This is a genomic window from Pseudomonas sp. HMSC066A08 (assembly GCF_001813025.1).
GTDB classification, from domain to species: domain Bacteria; phylum Pseudomonadota; class Gammaproteobacteria; order Pseudomonadales; family Pseudomonadaceae; genus Pseudomonas; species Pseudomonas aeruginosa.
Window position 1 is genome coordinate 290,242 of sequence record NZ_KV811299.1, and the last position, 17,556, is coordinate 307,797.

The following is a 17,556-nucleotide window of genomic DNA, read 5'->3' on the forward strand; positions in this document are numbered from 1 at the left end:
CTGTTTCGGAAAATTCTCACTGAGCATTCCGGCACAAAACCGGCTTCCACTACGCTGAAAGCCGACGATGCCGAGGTTTTCGGCGTCCTGGAAGGGTTGGCGCTTGGCACGGAACGCGTTCGCCATGGTCCAATCCCCCATCTATCGAGCTGTTTTAAGGACCCTTGCCATGCTGGACTGGAAGAAGCGTCGTGGGACCATGCGCGATCGCGTGGACAATTCCGTGGATGATGTGCGTACCTACTTCGGCGGCCCCTGGCTGGTGCGCGTGGTGGGAGGCCTGCTGGGCGTCTACCTGCTGGTGGCGATGCTGGTCGGCTGGTACTGGAGCCAGGAACCCGACCTGTTCCCCGTGCAGCAGGACGCCCAGGCCGCCGCCGAGCGCGCCGGGCGGCAGATGGTCACCGGCTACACCACGGTGGAGACCCTCAAGGAAGTGGTCGACACCCTGCTGACCAAGCCGGGCGGCTACATCTCCAACGACATCTTCCCGCCGGGCATCTGGATGGACAACATGCCCAGCTGGGAGTACGGCGTGCTGGTCCAGGTCCGCGACATCAGCCGGGCGCTGCGCAAGGACTTCGCCCGTTCGCAGTCGCAGTCCACCGAGGACGCCGACCTGGCTCGCGCCGAGCCGCGCTTCAACTTCGACAACAAGAGCTGGGCGCTGCCGGCGTCCGAATCGGAGTACCAGGAAGGCATCAAGTCGCTGGACCGCTACCTGGCCCGCCTGTCCGACCCGAACCAGCCCAACGCGCAGTTCTATGCCCGCGCCGACAACCTGAACAACTGGCTGGGCGACGTCGCCACCCGCCTGGGCTCTCTGTCCCAGCGCCTGTCGGCGAGCGTCGGCCGGGTCAAGCTGAACACCAACATCAAGAACCCCGAAGAGGTACAGCCGGGCGAGGCGCCCAAGGTCGAGGAAGTGGTCCAGGAAACCCCCTGGCTGCAGATCGACAACGTCTTCTACGAGGCCCGTGGCCAGGCCTGGGCGCTGTCGCACCTGCTGCGCGCCATCGAGGTCGACTTCGCCGACGTGCTGGCGAAGAAGAACGCCACGGTCAGCGTGCGGCAGATCATCCGCGAACTGGAGGCCGCGCAGGAGCCGTTGTGGAGCCCGATGGTGCTGAACGGCAGCGGCTACGGCATCCTGGCCAACCACTCGCTGGTGATGGCCAACTACATTTCCCGCGCCAACGCCGCGGTGATCGACCTGCGCCAGTTGCTTTCCCAGGGCTGACCCATGGCCGCGCCGATCAGCGCCGAAGAGGTGGCCCACCGGGCCGCCTCCGACGCCGAACTCATCGCCTGGGTCGACGAGCAGGACCGCCCGCTCGGTAGCCTGCCGCGCGCGGAGTTGCGCGAGCGCGGGCTGATCGGTCGCGGCACCTTCATCCTGCTGTTCAACTCCGCCGGCGAGCTGTGCGTGCAGCGCCGGACCTTGAGCAAGGCGGTCTATCCGGGGTACTGGGACCTCGCCGCCGGCGGCATGGTCCAGGCCGGCGAGCCCTACGCCGACTCCGCCGCCCGCGAACTGGAGGAAGAGCTGGGAATCCGCGACGCGGTCCTGCGCGAACATGGCCGCTTCTTCTTCGACGAACCGGGCAACCGGCTCTGGTGCGCAGTGTTTTCCGCCGTCTCCGATGCGCCCTTGCGCCTGCAGGCGGAGGAAATCTCCGAAGCCCGCTTCATCCGTCCCGAACTGGCGCTGGAGGAGGCTTGCAGCCTGCCGTACTGCCCTGATTCCCTGCAGGCGTTGCGCCTGTACCTGGGCGCCTGAGCCGCGGATGTCGCCATTTCACCGATCAATGGCGCATTTTCGCTCTTAGCATTTGCTCGCAATGCTGCTAAATTGCGCGACCTTTTCGGGCGGTCCCCATGCCGCCCCTGCGCAGCCCCTGCCTGAGTGGGGCGTCGCGGTCGGCTGCCGCCGGCCATCGTTGTTGACCTGGCCCGTCGAGGCCATCCTGGGGGAAACGCCCGGTGGTCAAAAAAGCTTCGTCCCTGTCCGCCCTCGGCGGGCTGGTGTATTCCACGGATGGCGGCCGGCATTGCCCGGACTGCCAGCAACCCAAAGACGCCTGCATCTGCGGGCAGGCCGTAGCGCCTGTCGGCGACGGGATCGCGCGCGTGCGCCGCGAGACCAAGGGCCGCGGCGGCAAGACGGTGACCACCATCAGTGGCCTGCCGCTCGCCGGCGATGCGCTCAAGGAACTGGCCAGCGCGCTGAAGCGGCGCTGTGGCACCGGCGGCAGTCTCAAGGACGGCGTGGTGGAGATCCAGGGCGAGCATGTCGAACTGCTGATCGACGAACTCCTCAAGCGCGGTTTCAAGGCGAAGAAGTCCGGCGGCTGACCGCGTTCTCCCCTGCAGAGAGCGGGCAGGTCCGGCACCGCGAAGGCCGCGCCAGCCCTTTCCCTAGATGGGAGACTGCGGATACCCGCATGAGCGGATTTCCTCGGCTTTCCTAAACTACCGCCCAGTGTGGCGGTCAACACGGCAACGTCACATCCTCCGGCTAGCCTCCACCACAGGCGTGCCGGCCCAGGGCCATCCGGAGATCCCGGCGCCCGCCCGACCCCGAACATTGAGGAGATCACCGCGCATGGCCGCTCGACGGACTCGCAAAGACGATGGCAGCAACTGGACCGTGGCCGACAGCCGCGGCGTATATGGCATCCGCCACTGGGGTGCGGGTTATTTCGCCATCAACGATGGCGGCAATGTCGAAGTGCGTCCGCAGGGTGCCGACTCGACGCCTATCGATCTCTACGAGCTGGTCGGCCAACTGCGCGAGGCGGGCCTGAGCCTGCCGCTGCTGGTACGCTTCCCGGATATCCTGCAGGACCGCGTGCGCAAGCTCACCGGTGCCTTCGACGCGAACATCGAACGCCTCGAATACCAGAGCCGCTATACCGCGCTGTATCCGATCAAGGTCAACCAGCAGGAAGCGGTGGTGGAGAACATCATCGCCACCGAGAATGTTTCCATCGGCCTGGAGGCAGGCTCCAAGCCGGAACTCATGGCGGTGCTGGCGCTGGCCCCGAAGGGCGGCACCATCGTCTGCAACGGCTACAAGGACCGCGAGTTCATCAAGCTGGCGCTGATGGGGCAGAAGCTCGGGCACAACGTGTTCATCGTGATCGAGAAGGAATCCGAGGTGCAGCTGGTGATCGAGGAGGCCGCCAGCGTCGGCGTGCAGCCCCAGGTCGGCCTGCGCGTGCGGCTGTCCTCGCTGGCTTCGTCGAAGTGGGCAGATACCGGTGGCGAGAAGGCCAAGTTCGGCCTTTCCGCCGCCCAGCTGCTGTCGGTGGTCGAGCGCTTCCGCCAGGCCGGTCTCGACCAGGGCGTGCGCCTGCTGCATTTCCACATGGGCTCGCAGATCGCCAACCTGGCCGACTACCAGCACGGCTTCAAGGAAGCCATCCGCTACTACGGCGAGCTGCGCGCGCTCGGCCTGCCGGTGGACCACATCGACGTCGGCGGTGGCCTCGGCGTTGACTACGACGGCACCCATTCGCGCAACGCCAGCTCGATCAACTACGACATCGATGACTATGCCGGCGTGGTGGTCGGCATGCTCAAGGAGTTCTGCGACGCCCAGGGCCTGCCGCACCCGCACATCTTCTCGGAGAGCGGCCGGGCGCTGACCGCGCACCATGCGGTGCTGATCACCCAGGTCACCGACGTCGAGCGGCACAACGACGACGTGCCGAAGATCGTCGATCCCGACGAGCAGCCGGAGATCGTCCGCTGGTTGGCCGAACTGCTTGGCCCGACCGATGCCGAGATGGTCACCGAGACCTACTGGCGCGCCACCCACTACATCGGCGACGCCGCCGCGCAGTATGCCGACGGCAAGATCAGCCTGGCGCAGAAAGCCCTCGCCGAGCAGTGCTACTTCGCTATCTGCCGGCGCCTGCACAACCAGCTCAAGGCCCGCCAGCGCTCCCACCGGCAGGTCCTCGACGAACTCAACGACAAGCTCGCCGACAAGTACATCTGCAACTTCTCGGTGTTCCAGAGCCTGCCGGATACCTGGGCCATCGGCCAGGTGCTGCCGATCCTGCCGCTGCACCGCCTGGGCGAGGAGCCGGATCGGCGCGCGGTATTGCAGGACCTGACCTGCGACTCCGACGGCAAGATCACCCAGTACGTCGACGAGCAGAGCATCGAGACCAGCCTGCCGGTGCACGAGGTGAAGGAGGGCGAGGACTACCTGATCGGGGTGTTCCTGGTCGGCGCCTACCAGGAGATCCTCGGCGACATGCACAACCTGTTCGGCGACACCGACTCGGTGAACGTCTACCAGCGCGCAGACGGCGGCATCTATCACGCCGGCATCGAGACCCACGACACCATCGAGGACATGCTGCGCTACGTGCACCTGTCGCCGGAGGAACTGATGACCCTCTACCGCGACAAGGTCGCCGGGGCCAAGCTCACCGCCCGCGAGCGCAACCAGTACCTGGATGCGCTGCGCCTGGGGCTGACCCGCTCGGCGTACCTGTCCTGACTGGCTAGCCCGTCGGCGACGGGAAGCGAACCAGGCAATGGCCGGCTGGCGCGAGGCGCCCGCCGGCCATTTCGTTTCCGTTATCCGGGAGTTCCGCGCAATCCCTTATTTCTGCTTCCCTGCCGGCGGTGGACGTCGGCGTGGTTGCCTGCTGTGTCCGGCGGATAACGCTTCGCGTTATTCGCCCTACCCGTGGGGGAAGGGCCGGGCTTTTCCAGCGCTCCTGGATGCTCCGCGCCTCAGAAGTACTTCAACCAGGCGATATCCCGCCGCCGCGCCTTGAAACCGGCGAACCAGTGCACCGCCGGGTACAGCGCCACGGCCAGCAGGATGCTGCACAGCCATAGCGCCGGCACCGAGGAGAAACCGAAGTAGTCGCCCCGGTTGGCGCCCCAGATCGCCAGCGCCAGCAGGTACAGCAGCTTCAGTACGTAGAGATGCAGCAGGTAGAAGAACATCGGCGCTCCTCCGAACGCCGCCAGGGCCTTGCCGCGACCGCTCCAGTCCAGGCGCTCGAACCAGGCCAGGAGCAGCAGGCCGATTCCCAGGGTGAGGGCGAGGAACAGCAGCGACGGCGGATACTTGGTGACGTTGAAGAAGCCCATCAGGGTGATCGCCGGCATCTCGCCGAAGGCCCAGGGTTTCTCGCCATAGCCGTTGAGCAGGCGCAGCAGGATGAAGCCGAGCAGCAGCCCGCCAGCGCCCGCCAGCAGGTAGCGTCGGCGCGTGGCTGCCGGCGTGGCGCCGCTGAACCAGTTGCCTGCGGCATAGCCCAGGGCGATCACGCCGATCCACGGCAGCAGGGGGTAGGAGGTGCGCAGGCGCAGGGTGTCGCCCGCTTCGATCCAGCCGCGGTCGTGGAGCACCGCCCACGGCAGGTGCCAGGCCGAGCCGGGAGCGAAATGCAGCGGATCGAGCAGGTTGTGGCCAGCCACCAGCAGCACGCCGAGCGCCGCGAGCAGAGGGCGCGGTAACCAGAGCAGGGCGGCCAGGGCGAGCATGCTCAGGCCGATCGCCCAGATTACCTGGAGGTAGATCACCGTCGGCGGCAACTGGAAGGACCAGGCGAAGTTCACCAGGGTCAGTTCCAGCGCCACCAGGACCAACCCGCGCTTGAACAGGAACGCCGAGACCGCTCGGCGTCCCTGGTGCTTCTCGCCGTACAGGAATGCCGATAGGCCGGTGAGGAAGACGAACACCGGCGCGCACAGGTGCGCCAGGGTGCGGCTGAGGAACAGCGCCGGCTCGGTGCTGGCGACGTCCATCGGGTCGCCGACCTGGCGGTGCAGGAAAAAGGTCTCGCGGACATGGTCGAGCAGCATGAACAGCATCACCAGGCCGCGCAGGGCGTCGATGCTGTGCAGGCGGGAGGAATTGGAGATGGAGTTGGGCATGGCTGGGATGGTCGTCGGAAAAGAGGGATGGGTATCACAGCCTGGCGGCGAGAAACACGATAGAGCCGGGCATTGTATTGCGAGGCCGGAATCGAACTGTTAGCGTTATAGTATATCATTTCTTTTCTGGTGCGATTTCCCATGAGAGTCAGTGTGTCGCTTGTCCTCGGTGTCGGCCTCGGTTGCAGCAGTCCGGCGCTCTGGGCGGAAACGGAAAGTCCCGCGGAGCTGGAGGTCCTCACTGTCACTGCCGAAGCGGAGCGCGCGGAGGGCCCGGTGCAGGGCTACCGGGCCAATCGGTCGGCCAGCGCGACGCGCACCGACACCCGTATCGAGGACATCCCGCAAGCCATCAGCGTGGTGCCGCGCCAGGTGCTCGACGACCTTGACAGCGCTCGTATCGAGCGGGCGCTGGACTTCGCCGGCGGGGTTTCGCGGCAGAACAACTTCGGCGGCCTGACGATGTTCGAGTACAACGTCCGTGGCTTCACCACCTCGGAGTTCTACCGCGACGGCTTCAGTGCCAACCGCGGCTACATGAACTCCCCGGACAGCGCCACTATCGAGCGCGTGGAAATCCTCAAGGGGCCGGCCTCCAGCCTGTATGGGCGCGGCGATCCCGGCGGCACGGTGAACCTGGTGACCAAGAAGCCCCAGGCCGAGCGTTTCGCCCGCTTGCATGCCAGCGCCGGCAGCTGGGACCGCTACCGCTCGACCCTGGACCTGAACACGCCGCTGGACGAAGAGGGCGACCTGCTCTACCGGATGAACCTGGCGCTGGAGGACAGCAAGGGCTTCCGCGACTACGCCGACGGCCAGCGCCTGTTGGTGGCGCCGTCGTTCAGTTGGCAACTGGACCCGGACACCTCGCTGCTGGTGGAAGCCGAGGTGGTGCGCAACCGCCAGGTCTTCGACCGCGGCACCGTGGCGCCGCACAATCACCTGGGCAGCCTGCCGCGTTCGCGGTTCTTCGGCGAACCGGACGACGGCAAGATCGACAACAACAACGAAACCCTCCAGGCCACCCTGCGCCATCACTTCAACGAGCAGTGGAGCCTGCGCCTGGCCAGCCACTACAAGCATGGCCACCTGGACGGCTATGCCTCGGAGAACTCCAGCCTCGCCGCCGACGGCTACACACTGCGCCGGGAGTACCGCTACCGCGACTTCGAGTGGCACGACAGCATCACCCAGCTCGACCTGCTCGGCGACCTCCATACCGGCTCGATCCGCCACCAGTTGTTGATGGGCCTGGAATACGAGCGCTACCACAACGACGAACTGATCCTGCGTAGCATCCCGTCGCGCAACCCCTATGCCATCGACATCCGTCGGCCGGTCCACGGCCAGCCGAAACCACCCTTCGGACGCGACGACCGCAACCACGAGGAAGTCGACGCGATGGCGCTCAACCTGCAGGACCAGATCGAGTTCAGCGAGAAATGGCGCGGCCTGCTCGGCGTGCGCTTCGACCGCTACCGCCAGGACATGAACGCCACGCGCCTGAACAATGGCCGCTTCCGCGACACCAGCTCGCAGCAGACCCAGCGTGCCGCCACTCCGCGCATCGGCGTGCTGTACCAGGCGACCCCGGAGATCGGCCTGTTCGCCAACGCCTCGAAATCCTTCAAGCCCAATGGCGGTACCGACATGGCCGGCAAGGCCTTCGACCCGGAGGAGGGGCGCGGCTACGAGGCGGGGGTGAAGCTCGACCTGCTCGATGGCCGGCTGGGCATGACCCTCGCCGCGTTCCACCTGAAAAAGAAGAACGTGCTCACCGCCGACCCGAGCAATCCCGGTTACCAGCAGACCGCCGGCGAGGCGCGCAGCCAGGGCTTCGACCTGCAGTTCAGCGGCCAGCTCACCGAGCAGTTGCGGCTGATCGGCGCCTACGCCTATATCGACGCCGAAGTGACCAAGGACGAGAACATCGCCCGCGGCAGCCGCCTGCTCAACGTGCCGAAGCACAGCGGCAGCCTGATGGGCGTCTACGAGTTCCGCGAGGGCTGGCTGCACGGCGCCGACGCCGGCGCGGCGCTCAACTATGTCGGCGAGCGCGCCGGCGACAGCAGCGACAGCGGCTTCGAACTGCCGGCCTACACCACCGTCGACCTGCTCGCACACTATCCGCTGGCGAGCAATGCCACCCTCGGGCTGAACGTCAACAACCTCTTCGATCGCCGCTACTACGAGCGTTCCTATAACAACGTCTGGGTCGCACCCGGCGAGCCGCGCAACCTGACCATGAGTCTGACCCTGAACTACTGAGCCCTCTACCGCCGCCAGGAAGCCATGCCATGCGAGGACGCCCACCGCTGCTGGAAACCCTCCGCGAACTGGAATGCGAGATTCGCCTGCTCACCGTCTATGCCCGCGAGTGTTGCGGTTGCTACGAGATCCTCAGGCGCAAGCTCGACCGTCTGAGCGGACTGATCGGGGAGGATTGCAGCCGTGCGCAGTGGCAGGCCGATTCGGACGATCCTGCGTTGCAGGCGCTCGGCCTGCGCCTTCGCGACGCGGCGGTACAGGCCCTCTGCGAACTGGAGAAGCACCTTTGCCAGGGCGTGCTGCATGAACCCGGCGAGATGGGCCGCTACCTGGGCAGCCTGCTGGAATCCATCCGCGGCGAACTCGACAGCGCCGGGATAGATGCCGATGCACGGGTCCTGTTCGTCGGCTCCGGTGCCCTGCCGACCTCGGCCCTGGTGCTGGCGCGGGAGGTCGGCGCACAGTTGTGCTGCCTGGACATCGACGAGGAGGCCCTGGGCTGTGCCCGCGAGATCGCTCGCTGCCAGGGGCTGGAGGCACGCATGCAGTTTTCCTCGCTGCCGCCGGCGGAACTGGCGTTTTCCCGCGATGCCACGCATTTCCTGATCGCTTCGCTGGTGCAGCAGAAAAGCGCGGTGCTGGCGCAGATCCGCCAGGTCATGCGCGCTGACGCCAAGGTCCTGCTGCGTCACGGCAGCGGCATCAAGGGACTGTTCAACTACCCGGTGGAGCCGGCCGAACTGGAGGGCTGGCGGGTTTGCGCGGAGCGGGTCAGCCAGCCGCTGTACGACACCCTGATCCTGGAGAAGGCCGGTCGATGAATGCCGCTGATGAGAGCCTGGGCAACGTCCTGCTGGTCGGACTGGGCGCGGTGGCGATCCAGGTCGCGCTGGACCTGCGCCGCCACGGTGCCGGTCGCCTCGGTGCGCTGAACCATCCCGGCCGGCGCAGCCAGCGGATCGCCGAGGCCCTGGCGCGCGGCGCCTGCCTGCAGCTGGAAGGGCAGGGGCAGCATCGCTGGCTGTCCGGCAACGCTGTGCTGGACGTCTTCCACCAGGATCCCGCTGAACTTCGCGACGATTGGCAGACCCTGGTGCTCTGTGTGCCGGCCGACAGCTACCTGGATGTGGTCCGCGGGTTGCCCTGGGAGCGACTCGGCGGGGTGCGCGCGCTGCTGCTGGTGTCCGCCTTCATCGGCGCCAACCTGCTGGTGCGCAGCGCCCTGCCGCCGGGGTGCCAGGTGACCGTGCTGAGCCTGTCCAGCTATTACGCGGCGACCAAGGTGATAGACGAGACACAACCGCTGCGGGCCCTGACCAAGGCGGTCAAGCGCAGGGTCTACCTGGGCTCCAGCCGGCCGGACTGCCCGGCGCGGGAGACCTGGCGGCGGGTCCTGGCCGGCAGCGGGGTGGAGGTGGTACCCCTGGCGACGCCGGAAGCGGCGGAGGGCCGAAACGTCACCACCTACGTGCACAGTCCGTTCTTTCTCGGCGAGTTCGCCCTCGCCCGGATACTTTCCGAGCAGGGACCGCCCGGTTTCATGTACAAGCTCTACCCGGAGGGACCTATCACCCCCGGGGCCATCGGCGCCATGCGGCGGCTGTGGTGCGAGCTGAGCGAACTGTTGCGACGGATGGGCGCCGAGCCGCTGAACCTGCTGCGGTTCCTCAACGACGACAACTACCCGGTGCACGAGACGATGCTGCCGCGCGCGGCCATCGACGGCTTCGCCGAGGCCGGCGCCGAGCGCCAGGAATACCTGCTGTTCGTGCGCTACGCGGCGTTGCTGGTCGATCCGTTCTCTCCGGCCGACGAGCAGGGTCGCCATTTCGACTTTTCCGCCGTGCCGTTCCGCCGCGTCAGTCGCGACGAGGACGGACTCTGGCGGCTCCCGCGGGTGCCGCTGGAGGACTACCGCAAGCTGGCGCTGATCGTCGCGTTGGCCGTCCACTTCGACCTGGCCATGCCGCAGGCGCGCAGCCTGCTGGCGAACTACGAGAACGCCGTGTCCCGATTCATCGATTGCCAAGGAGCGAGCCAGTGCCATCCAAGCCTGTATCCGATCGACAGCCGTCCGGCGGCGGACGCCATCTATCGCCAGTGGTGCTCGACCTGCTGAAGAGCGGGGTGCTGCTGGCGGTGCTGGCGTCCTTCACCTTCAGCGTGATGAACGCCCTGGTCAAGGAAGCCAGCGCCACCCTGCCGGCAGCCGAGATCGTGTTCTTCCGCAGCGCCATCGGTACCCTGCTGATCTACCTGCTGATGCGCCAGGCCGGTGTCGCCCTGTCGCGCCAGGGCGTGCCGATGCTGCTGGTGCGCGGGGTGATGGGGGCGCTGTACCTGGTCTGCTATTTCTACGCCATCGCCCACATCCCGCTGGCGGACGCGAGCATCCTGGCGCACATGTCGCCGTTCTTCGTCATCCTCTTCTCCGCGCTGTTCCTCGGCGAGCGGATTCCCCGTGCGGTCTATTGGCTGTTGCTGGTGGTGGTGCTCGGCGCGCTGATGATCGTCAAGCCGTTCAGCTATTCCAGCTACTCGGTATACGCCGTGGTCGGCCTGCTCAGCGCGGTGTTCGCCGCCGGTGCCTCGGTGGCGATCCGCCAACTGAGCGCGCGGCACCATACCTACGAGATCGTCTTCTACTTCCTGGCGGTGGCCACCCTGGTGGCCATCCCGCTGATGTGGAGCGACTTCGTCGTGCCGGCGACGCTGCGCGAGTGGGGGCTGCTGCTGGCCATCGGGGTGGTGTCGCTACTCGGCCAGGTGTTCCTCACCCGCGCCTTCAGTCATGAGAGCGCGACCATCGTTGCGGTGACCCGCTATATCGGCATCGTCTTCAACGCCGGCTGGGGCTGGTTGTTCTGGAGCGAGGTGCCGGACGCGCTGACCATCGCCGGCGGCGTGCTGATCGTGGTGGCGTGCATCGCGCTGTCGCGGACGAAGAAGGGCTGAGTCTCCGGCGCGACCAGCTCCCCGCTGCTTCGCGCCGGACCGCGCCTAGAGTACGTAGCGCCAGATCGCCACGAAATGGAGGAGGCTGCCGGCGATCACGAACAGGTGCCAGATGCCATGCCAGTGGCGGAAGCGGTGGTCATAGGCATAGAAGACGATCCCTACGGTATAGAGCACGCCACCGGCCGCCAGCCAGGTGAAGCCGGCGCTGCCGAGGGCGGCGAGCAGCGGTTTCACCGCGATCAGCACGATCCAGCCCATCACCGCGTAGATCACCACCGACAGCACTCGCGCCTCGGAGCGTGGCTTGATCTCCTGGAGCATGCCGAGCACCGCCAGGCCCCAGACGATGCCGAACAGCGTCCAGCCCCAGGGACCGCGCAGCGTGACCAGGCAGAAGGGCGTGTAGCTGCCGGCGATCAGCAGGTAGATGGACAGGTGGTCGAGCTTGCGCATCACCACCTTCGCTCGCCCGCGCACGCTGTGGTAGGCGGTCGAGATGCTGTAGAGCAGCGTCAGGGTGACGCCGTAGACGCCGACCCCGACGATCTTCCACGGACTGCCGTTGAGGCTCGCCTGGACCGTCAGCCAGACGGCGCCGGTGCAGGCGGCGACCGCACCGATCAGGTGGGTCCAGGCATTGAGTCTTTCACCGTGATACATGACGCATGATCCTCCCGCGATGGACAACGCCATGGTAGGGCATGTCGGGGTGGTGTGGGTCCTGACCTTTTATTGGCGTTTTCCGTGACGGTTGCATGAAGGTTCTCCTCATCCCTCCCTGCTCGTTGGAACGGATAAAGGCTTGACGGTTTTAATTATGATCATAATATTAAGTGTGTAATATAAATAGCCGCTGCCAGCGGTCAGGCTTTTTTCCAGCGAGAACCCACATGAACGAACAGATTGGCAATGGCGTCGCCCTGGTCACCGGCGCCTCTTCCGGAATCGGCGCGATCTACGCCGAGCACTTGGCCCGCCGTGGCCACGACTTGTTGCTGGTGGCGCGCGACCGGCAACGCCTGGAAGCCCTGGCGGATCGACTTCGCCAAGCCCACGGGGTCAGGGTGGAGATCCTGCGCGCCGACCTGTCCGAGCGCGACGATAGGTTGCGGGTCGAGCGACGGTTGCGCGATGACGCCTCGATCGCGTTGCTGGTGAACAACGCCGGCGTGGCGATGAACGGTCCGCTGGCCGATGCCGACATGGACCGGGCGGAGCGGATGATCGCCCTCAACGTAGTGGCCCTGACCCGTCTGGCTGCCGGTGCGGCGGAGGGGTTCCGCCGGCGTGGCGGCGGCGCCATCGTCAATCTCGGTTCGGTGGTGGCGCTGGCGCCGGAGTTGTTCAATGCCGTCTATAGCGCGACCAAGGCCTACGTGCTGAGCCTGAGCCAGTCGCTGCAGCACGAGCTGGCCGGCAGCGGCGTTTACGTCCAGGCGGTGCTGCCCGGCGTCACCCGTACCGAGATCTGGGAGCGCAGCGGCACCGGAATCGCCGGGATTCCCGCGGAGATGGTGATGGAGGTCGAGGACCTGGTGGAGGCGGCGCTGGTCGGCTTCGACCGGCGTGAAGCGGTGACCATCCCGTCGTTGCCGGATGCGGCCGATTGGCAGGCGCTGATGACGGCGCGGGCCAGGCTCGCGCCCAACCTGTCGCGGCAGCGGCCGGCCGAGCGCTACCTCGGCTGAGGCCCTAGCGCTCCATCTGCTCCAGCAGCTTCTTGCGCGTCGCTTCCAGTATCCGTTGCGACAGCGCCTCATCCTGCACGCTGCGCGACAGTTGCAGCGCGCCGACCAGCGAAGCGAGCAGCAGCACGGCGCGCTCGCCTGCGTCCTCGCCCTCCAGGGCCGCTTCGATCGTCTCCAGGCGCTTGCGCACGATGCTGTCGGTGGTCGGGCTCGGCGTGCCGCGCTGGCCGAGTTCCGCCGATAGGGTCGGCAACGGGCAGCCGGCGCCGGGATTATCGCGGTGACGCGGCGACAGGTACTGCTCTATCAGCAGCGCCAGCGGTCGTTCCGCCTCCGCCAGGGGCGCGGTGACTTCGTCGAGTTGCGCCGCGGCATGCCGCAACGCGGTTTCCACCAGGTCGTCCTTGGACTTGAAGTGCGCGTAGAAGCCGCCGTGGGTCAGGCCCAGTGCCTTCATCAGCGGTTGCAGCCCGGTGGCGCCGACGCCGTCCTGGCGGAACAGCCGGGCAGCCTCCTCGACGATACGCCGGCGGGTCTTCTGCTTGTGGTCTTCGGGATAACGCATGGCTTCGATACCTTGGAATGCAGGTCGTCATCTTAACGCCTGGCGGCCTTCCCTGGCGAAGCCGCGTTCATCCGGCCATGTGCAGGACCAGGCAGGTGGTCGAGCCGACGGCGTAGAGACGGTCGTCGACATCGTACAACCGGCCCTCGGCGACCGCCGTCGAGCGGCCGAGGTGCACCACTCGGCCTTCGGCGCGCACCGGGCCGACCTTGTCGGTCAGCGCGCGCAGGTAGCTGATCCGCAGGTCGGTGGTGGTATAGCCCTGGCCGGCCTGGAGCCGGGTATGGATCGCGCAGCCCATGCAGGAATCCAGCAGCGAGGCGGCGTAGCCGCCGTGCACGCTACCCAGCGGATTGTAGTGGCGGCGGTCCGGGGTGCCCTGGAACAGGAAGCGCCCTTCGGACCACTCGATGGGAACGAAGTCGACCAGTTCGCCGTAGGGCGGGCAGGGCAGTTGGCCGCTGCCGATGCGGTCGAAGAATTCCTGCGGGGAGAGCGCGGCGACTTGCGCCAGCTCCAGGGTTCCGCTGGCGCCGAGGCGGGCGCGGGCGGCCCGCTCGGTGGCGATCCAGGCGTTCAGGCGATCTTCGCGGCCGGACTGTTCCATGGTGGTGCTCCTGTCGTGGTGGGAAAGGGGTTGCAGGAAAATTACGGTCATCATATAAGCTTTGCATGACGAGCGAAATACAATCGCTTTCGGTCCCTCTACGCGGCGTTTCCTCTATTTACGCCGGCGTCGCCTACGCTGAGGGGGCCGTGGCGGGACAACCGAGGAGCAGGATGATGGAAAGCTATGACGTGATCGTGATCGGCGCCGGACCGGGTGGCTACAACGCTGCCATTCGCGCCGGCCAGCTAGGCCTGAAGGTAGCCTGCGTGGAAGGTCGCGAAACCCTCGGCGGGACTTGCCTGAACGTCGGCTGCATGCCGTCCAAGGCCCTGCTGCACGCCTCGGAGCTATACGCCGCGGCGAGCGGCGGCGAGTTCGCCCGGCTCGGCATACGGGTCAGCCCGGAACTGGACCTGGCGCAGATGATGAAGCAGAAGGACGAGAGCGTCGCCGCCCTGACCCGTGGCGTCGAATTCCTCTTCCGCAAGCACAAGGTGCAGTGGATCAAGGGCTGGGCGCGCTTGCAAGGCGAGGGCCGGGTCGGCGTGGACCTCGCCGACGGCGGCCACGCGCAACTGGAGGCGCGCGACATCGTCATCGCCACCGGTTCGGAACCGGCGCCGCTGCCCGGCGTGCCGGTGGACAACCAGCGCATCCTCGACTCCACCGGTGCCCTGGAGTTGGCCGAAGTACCTCGCCACCTGGTGGTGATCGGCGCCGGAGTGATCGGCCTGGAGCTTGGTTCGGTCTGGCGCCGGCTGGGCGCACGGGTCACGGTGCTGGAGTACCTCGAGCGGATCTGCCCGGGGTTGGATGGGGAAACCGCAGGGACCCTGCAGCGCGCCCTGACCCGCCAGGGCATGCGGTTTCGCCTCGGCACCCGCGTGGTCGCCGCGCGCAGTGGCGAGCAGGGCGTCGAACTCGATCTGCAGCCGGCCGCCGGCGGCGCCACGGAATCGCTGCAGGCGGACTACGTGCTGGTGGCCATAGGCCGGCGCCCCTATACCGAAGGACTGGGGCTGGAGACCGTCGGCCTGGCCAGCGATCGTCGCGGCATGCTGGAGAACCAGGGACAGCGCAGCGCGGCGCCGGGCGTCTGGGTGATCGGCGACGTGACCTCGGGACCGATGCTGGCGCACAAGGCCGAGGAAGAGGCGATCGTCTGCATCGAGCGGATCGCCGGGCATGCGGCGGAGATGAACGCCGAGGTGATTCCGTCGGTCATCTACACCCAGCCGGAAGTGGCCAGCGTCGGCCTCGGCGAGGAGCAGTTGCAGGCGGCGAGGCGCGAGTACAAGGTCGGACGCTTCCCGTTCAGCGCCAACAGCCGGGCGAAGATCAACCACGAGAGCGAAGGCTTCATCAAGATCCTCTCCGATGCCCGTAGCGACCAGGTGCTCGGCGTGCACATGGTCGGGCCGGGCGTCAGCGAGATGATCGGCGAAGCCTGCGTGGCCATGGAGTTCAGCGCCTCGGCGGAGGACCTCGCGCTGACCTGCCATCCGCATCCGACCCGCTCCGAGGCGCTGCGCCAGGCGGCGATGGACGTGCATGGCCGGGCCATGCAGAACTGAGGGCTCAGCCGCGCATGCCGAAGCCGCGCGCCATCAGCGTAGCCAGCAACGGAATGACCAGCAGCAGGAGCAGTTGCAGGCGCACCGCCAGGACCACCCGCCGGCCCCGGGCCGGCGTCACCGCCGGCACTTCGCCGGCCTTGAGGGCGCCGCGCCAGCCAAGGATGGTGACGGTCGGCAACAGCGAGACCAGGGCGGCGAGGACGAATAGCCCGACCTTGGCGTGGAACAGGCCATTGTGCAGGTAGTAGTCGACGCCCTTGCCGTACCACAGCACCCGCGCCAGCCCGCTGGCCAGGACCGCCAGGGCGCAGAGGCCGTAGCCGCGGTCGACCGCCGCCAGGCTGCGGGCGCGCTCCAGGTCCAGTGGCAGGCGCAGCAGGCGGTGCTGCAACACCAGCAGGGCGAACAGCAGGAAGATCGACAGGTAATGCAGGTAGGCGACGATTGCCTGGGCCATGGCGGCGCTCCTCGGGGTGGGATGGGCACAGTCAAGCAGACCCCGGGCCAATGTGCCTGACGGCGCTTCCGGTATTCCCCGAGAATGCGTCTAGAATCGAGCTGGCCATTTTCCGGAGCCCGCCATGACCCCGCTGACGCCCGAGCAGACCCATGCCTACCTGCACCATATCGGCATCGACGATCCCGGTCCGCCGAGCCTGGCGAATCTCGACCGGCTGATCGACGCGCATCTGCGCCGGGTCGCCTTCGAGAACCTCGACGTGCTGCTCGACCGCCCCATCGAGATCGACGCCGACAAGGTTTTCGCCAAGGTCGTCGAGGGCAGCCGTGGCGGTTATTGCTTCGAACTCAACTCGCTGTTCGCCCGCCTGCTGCTGGCCCTCGGCTACGAGCTGGAACTGCTGGTGGCACGGGTACGCTGGGGGCTCCCGGAGGACGCGCCGCTGACCCAGCAATCGCACCTGATGCTGCGTCTGTACCTGGCGGAGGGTGAGTTCCTGGTGGATGTCGGCTTCGGCTCGGCGAATCCGCCGCGAGCACTGCCTTTGCCGGGCGACGAGGCGGATGCCGGACAGTTGCACTGCGTGCGCCTGGTCGACCCGCACGCCGGTCTCTACGAAAGCGCCGTGCGCGGTCGCAGCGGCTGGCTGCCGCTGTACCGCTTCGACCTGCGCCCGCAGTTGTGGATCGATTACATCCCGCGCAACTGGTACACCTCGACCCACCCGCACAGCGTGTTCCGCCAGGGCCTGAAGGCCGCCATAACCGAGGGCGACCTGCGCCTGACCCTGGCCGACGGGCTGTTCGGCCAGCGCGCCGGCAACGGCGAGACGCTGCAGCGCCAACTGCGCGACGTCGACGAACTGCTGGACATCCTGCAGACCCGTTTTCGCCTGCGCCTCGACCCGGCCTCCGAAGTGCCGGCGCTGGCGCGACGGCTGGCAGGGCTGATCTCCGCCTGAGCGCTTTTGGCCGGCGTCTTTTCGCCGGACTCCTGCGGGAATTTTCCGATGTTCCATAGAAGCCTGAACGAAACGGCTTTTTCGGTTGACCTCGTCTGGCAAGAGGTCTATAAAACCCCCGCCCGCAGAGCCGGGCACTTTCTTTCCCCCTACGAAGAGAGCCATGGACAGTATTCCCAGTAGTCGTCGCCCGGCCCAGCAGATACCGGCTGGTGCGATGACCCAAACCAACGCACGACGGAACCCGCAACGGGTCGGTCGGTTGAGCGGCATCCTGGGCTGACCCACTGCTTCTCACCCGTGTCCGGCACGCCGGGTACAGGTGAGTCATGAACTTCGAGAATTCGGTAATCCCCGGCGTATCCGCCTTCGTGGCGAAAATGCGCGTGCGCGCCGCGCAGTCCCCCGGCGCGATCCTTCCCGGCCACGGCCATCCCGCGAGCCTCGCCTGGCGTGTCAGCCCGGGCGGCGGTCGACTGGAGTATCGCCGCCTGGAGACGCAGGTCGAAGAGAACCCTGAGAGCGGTCGCCGCCCGATGCGCGGCTGACGCTTTCTCCT

17 protein-coding genes are annotated in these 17,556 nt (G+C 66.9%); 12 read left to right on the forward strand and 5 right to left on the reverse strand.

Features of this window, described 5'->3' with window-relative positions:
- The first annotated feature begins 169 nt into the window (after window positions 1-169).
- From HMPREF2886_RS15100 to speA, 4 genes are all read left to right on the forward strand, one after another.
- Complete coding sequence (locus HMPREF2886_RS15100) at window positions 170-1,240, forward strand: DUF2333 family protein (RefSeq protein WP_003095371.1); 1,071 nt, start codon at window positions 170-172, stop codon at window positions 1,238-1,240.
- Window positions 1,241-1,243: 3 nt separating this feature from the next.
- Window positions 1,244-1,780 carry an NUDIX hydrolase gene (locus HMPREF2886_RS15105; protein ID WP_057389499.1) on the forward strand — a complete coding sequence of 179 codons (537 nt, stop codon included), beginning with the start codon at window positions 1,244-1,246 and terminating at the stop codon, window positions 1,778-1,780.
- A gap of 203 nt (window positions 1,781-1,983) precedes the next feature.
- A complete protein-coding gene (locus HMPREF2886_RS15110) occupies window positions 1,984-2,355 on the forward strand; it encodes a translation initiation factor Sui1 (protein ID WP_003106225.1) in 372 nt (123 codons plus the stop codon).
- 250 nt (window positions 2,356-2,605) lie between these two features.
- On the forward strand, window positions 2,606-4,516 hold the full coding sequence (gene speA, locus HMPREF2886_RS15115; protein ID WP_033967964.1) for an arginine decarboxylase: 1,911 nt from the start codon (window positions 2,606-2,608) through the stop codon (window positions 4,514-4,516).
- Between the two features lie 239 nt (window positions 4,517-4,755).
- Here the strand turns inward: speA and HMPREF2886_RS15120 are convergent, their stop codons facing one another.
- Window positions 4,756-5,910, reverse strand: coding sequence for an acetyltransferase domain-containing protein (locus HMPREF2886_RS15120; protein WP_058178672.1), 1,155 nt, complete (start codon window positions 5,908-5,910; stop codon window positions 4,756-4,758).
- A 141-nt stretch (window positions 5,911-6,051) separates the two neighbouring features.
- On the opposite strand from HMPREF2886_RS15120, the gene cntO reads away from it, so the two are divergent.
- The 4 genes from cntO to cntI are packed head-to-tail and all read left to right on the forward strand — an operon-like array spanning window position 6,052 to window position 11,133.
- Window positions 6,052-8,178 carry a pseudopaline transport outer membrane protein CntO gene (gene cntO, locus HMPREF2886_RS15125; protein WP_070747738.1) on the forward strand — a complete coding sequence of 709 codons (2,127 nt, stop codon included), beginning with the start codon at window positions 6,052-6,054 and terminating at the stop codon, window positions 8,176-8,178.
- A 29-nt stretch (window positions 8,179-8,207) separates the two neighbouring features.
- Window positions 8,208-8,999: a pseudopaline biosynthesis protein CntL gene (gene cntL, locus HMPREF2886_RS15130; RefSeq protein ID WP_033967967.1), complete on the forward strand. Its 792-nt coding sequence runs from the start codon at window positions 8,208-8,210 to the stop codon at window positions 8,997-8,999.
- Window positions 8,996-10,297 carry a pseudopaline biosynthesis dehydrogenase CntM gene (gene cntM / locus HMPREF2886_RS15135; protein ID WP_070747741.1) on the forward strand — a complete coding sequence of 434 codons (1,302 nt, stop codon included), beginning with the start codon at window positions 8,996-8,998 and terminating at the stop codon, window positions 10,295-10,297. Before cntL ends, cntM begins: the two co-directional genes overlap by 4 nt.
- Entirely contained in the window at window positions 10,279-11,133 is an 855-nt protein-coding gene (cntI, locus tag HMPREF2886_RS15140) for a pseudopaline transport inner membrane protein CntI (protein WP_004365418.1), read from the forward strand. Before cntM ends, cntI begins: the two co-directional genes overlap by 19 nt.
- Before the next feature lie 45 nt (window positions 11,134-11,178).
- Here cntI and HMPREF2886_RS15145 read toward each other — a convergent pair whose 3' ends face one another.
- Window positions 11,179-11,796, reverse strand: coding sequence for a PAQR family membrane homeostasis protein TrhA (locus HMPREF2886_RS15145; protein WP_003095352.1), 618 nt, complete (start codon window positions 11,794-11,796; stop codon window positions 11,179-11,181).
- A gap of 230 nt (window positions 11,797-12,026) precedes the next feature.
- Between HMPREF2886_RS15145 and HMPREF2886_RS15150 the strand changes: the two genes are divergently transcribed.
- Window positions 12,027-12,824: an SDR family NAD(P)-dependent oxidoreductase gene (locus HMPREF2886_RS15150; RefSeq protein ID WP_033967970.1), complete on the forward strand. Its 798-nt coding sequence runs from the start codon at window positions 12,027-12,029 to the stop codon at window positions 12,822-12,824.
- 4 nt (window positions 12,825-12,828) lie between these two features.
- On the opposite strand, the gene HMPREF2886_RS15155 is transcribed toward HMPREF2886_RS15150, so the two are convergent.
- Both HMPREF2886_RS15155 and HMPREF2886_RS15160 read right to left on the reverse strand, forming a co-directional pair.
- Window positions 12,829-13,389, reverse strand: coding sequence for a TetR/AcrR family transcriptional regulator (locus tag HMPREF2886_RS15155; protein WP_033967971.1), 561 nt, complete (start codon window positions 13,387-13,389; stop codon window positions 12,829-12,831).
- Between the two features lie 67 nt (window positions 13,390-13,456).
- Window positions 13,457-13,996 (reverse strand): PaaI family thioesterase, encoded by a 540-nt coding sequence (locus HMPREF2886_RS15160; protein ID WP_033967972.1) that lies wholly within the window; start codon window positions 13,994-13,996, stop codon window positions 13,457-13,459.
- A gap of 173 nt (window positions 13,997-14,169) precedes the next feature.
- Between HMPREF2886_RS15160 and lpdA the strand changes: the two genes are divergently transcribed.
- Window positions 14,170-15,573: a dihydrolipoyl dehydrogenase gene (gene lpdA / locus HMPREF2886_RS15165; protein WP_073648937.1), complete on the forward strand. Its 1,404-nt coding sequence runs from the start codon at window positions 14,170-14,172 to the stop codon at window positions 15,571-15,573.
- Window positions 15,574-15,577: 4 nt separating this feature from the next.
- On the opposite strand, the gene HMPREF2886_RS15170 is transcribed toward lpdA, so the two are convergent.
- The gene (locus tag HMPREF2886_RS15170; protein ID WP_033967975.1) at window positions 15,578-16,033 is read right to left on the reverse strand and encodes a DUF2214 family protein; all 456 of its coding nucleotides are present in this window, start codon (window positions 16,031-16,033) and stop codon (window positions 15,578-15,580) included.
- Between the two features lie 124 nt (window positions 16,034-16,157).
- Between HMPREF2886_RS15170 and HMPREF2886_RS15175 the strand changes: the two genes are divergently transcribed.
- Together HMPREF2886_RS15175 and HMPREF2886_RS15180 are read left to right on the forward strand one after the other, a co-directional pair.
- Window positions 16,158-16,997, forward strand: coding sequence for an arylamine N-acetyltransferase family protein (locus tag HMPREF2886_RS15175; protein ID WP_033967976.1), 840 nt, complete (start codon window positions 16,158-16,160; stop codon window positions 16,995-16,997).
- 329 nt (window positions 16,998-17,326) lie between these two features.
- On the forward strand, window positions 17,327-17,545 hold the full coding sequence (locus tag HMPREF2886_RS15180; protein WP_033967977.1) for a hypothetical protein: 219 nt from the start codon (window positions 17,327-17,329) through the stop codon (window positions 17,543-17,545).
- Window positions 17,546-17,556: the final 11 nt, after the last annotated feature.

Bases quoted from the DNA above. Each gene is read 5' to 3' on its own strand.
- HMPREF2886_RS15105 (WP_057389499.1), top strand. From the start codon at position 1,244: ATGGCCGCGCCGATCAGCGCCGAAGAGGTGGCCCACCGGGCCGCCTCC.
- HMPREF2886_RS15180 (WP_033967977.1), top strand. From the start codon at position 17,327: ATGAACTTCGAGAATTCGGTAATCCCCGGCGTATCCGCCTTCGTGGCG.
- HMPREF2886_RS15160 (WP_033967972.1), bottom strand. From the start codon at position 13,996: ATGGAACAGTCCGGCCGCGAAGATCGCCTGAACGCCTGGATCGCCACC.
- speA (WP_033967964.1), top strand. From the start codon at position 2,606: ATGGCCGCTCGACGGACTCGCAAAGACGATGGCAGCAACTGGACCGTG.
- HMPREF2886_RS15100 (WP_003095371.1), top strand. From the start codon at position 170: ATGCTGGACTGGAAGAAGCGTCGTGGGACCATGCGCGATCGCGTGGAC.
- HMPREF2886_RS15155 (WP_033967971.1), bottom strand. From the start codon at position 13,389: ATGCGTTATCCCGAAGACCACAAGCAGAAGACCCGCCGGCGTATCGTC.
- HMPREF2886_RS15120 (WP_058178672.1), bottom strand. From the start codon at position 5,910: ATGCCCAACTCCATCTCCAATTCCTCCCGCCTGCACAGCATCGACGCC.
- HMPREF2886_RS15145 (WP_003095352.1), bottom strand. From the start codon at position 11,796: ATGTATCACGGTGAAAGACTCAATGCCTGGACCCACCTGATCGGTGCG.
- cntM (WP_070747741.1), top strand. From the start codon at position 8,996: ATGAATGCCGCTGATGAGAGCCTGGGCAACGTCCTGCTGGTCGGACTG.
- HMPREF2886_RS15150 (WP_033967970.1), top strand. From the start codon at position 12,027: ATGAACGAACAGATTGGCAATGGCGTCGCCCTGGTCACCGGCGCCTCT.
- HMPREF2886_RS15170 (WP_033967975.1), bottom strand. From the start codon at position 16,033: ATGGCCCAGGCAATCGTCGCCTACCTGCATTACCTGTCGATCTTCCTG.
- cntO (WP_070747738.1), top strand. From the start codon at position 6,052: ATGAGAGTCAGTGTGTCGCTTGTCCTCGGTGTCGGCCTCGGTTGCAGC.
- HMPREF2886_RS15175 (WP_033967976.1), top strand. From the start codon at position 16,158: ATGACCCCGCTGACGCCCGAGCAGACCCATGCCTACCTGCACCATATC.
- cntL (WP_033967967.1), top strand. From the start codon at position 8,208: ATGCGAGGACGCCCACCGCTGCTGGAAACCCTCCGCGAACTGGAATGC.
- lpdA (WP_073648937.1), top strand. From the start codon at position 14,170: ATGATGGAAAGCTATGACGTGATCGTGATCGGCGCCGGACCGGGTGGC.